Source organism: Variovorax sp. F042, assembly GCF_057814215.1.
This window is the reverse complement of sequence record NZ_JBVASX010000071.1, coordinates 1-297: the sequence shown is the minus strand read 5'-3', so window position 1 is coordinate 297 and position 297 is coordinate 1. Positions and strand designations below refer to the sequence as shown.

At 70.0% G+C, this 297-nt stretch carries 1 protein-coding gene; it reads right to left on the bottom strand.

The window, feature by feature from the left end; translation table 11 throughout:
- Window positions 1-273 (bottom strand): hypothetical protein (locus ACZYSP_RS35445; protein WP_489019231.1); only part of this gene is annotated, 273 nt, incomplete at its 3' end.
- Window positions 274-297 lie beyond the last annotated feature (24 nt).

The window sequence follows — 297 nt, the reverse complement described above, 5'->3', positions numbered from 1 at the left end:
CGGGTTGTCGAAGACCGAGAGACCGCCGGTGAGCGTGGTGGCGCCGCTCACCACCGCGCCGGTGAGCGTCCACGTGCCGCTGTTGACGGGCAGGTTCTCGAAGTTGAGGTACTGCAGGCCCGAGATGTTGCCGGTGCCGCCCGTGCCGGAGCCGGGTCCGGCGATGGTGTTCTGCAGCACGAGCGTGTCGCGTCCGCCGACGCCCGCATCGCCCGTGCCCGTGGCGGCGAATGTGAGCAGGCCCGGTGGGAGGGTGAGCGTGGGAATGGCCACGGCAGGCAGCGGTATCAGTGGATT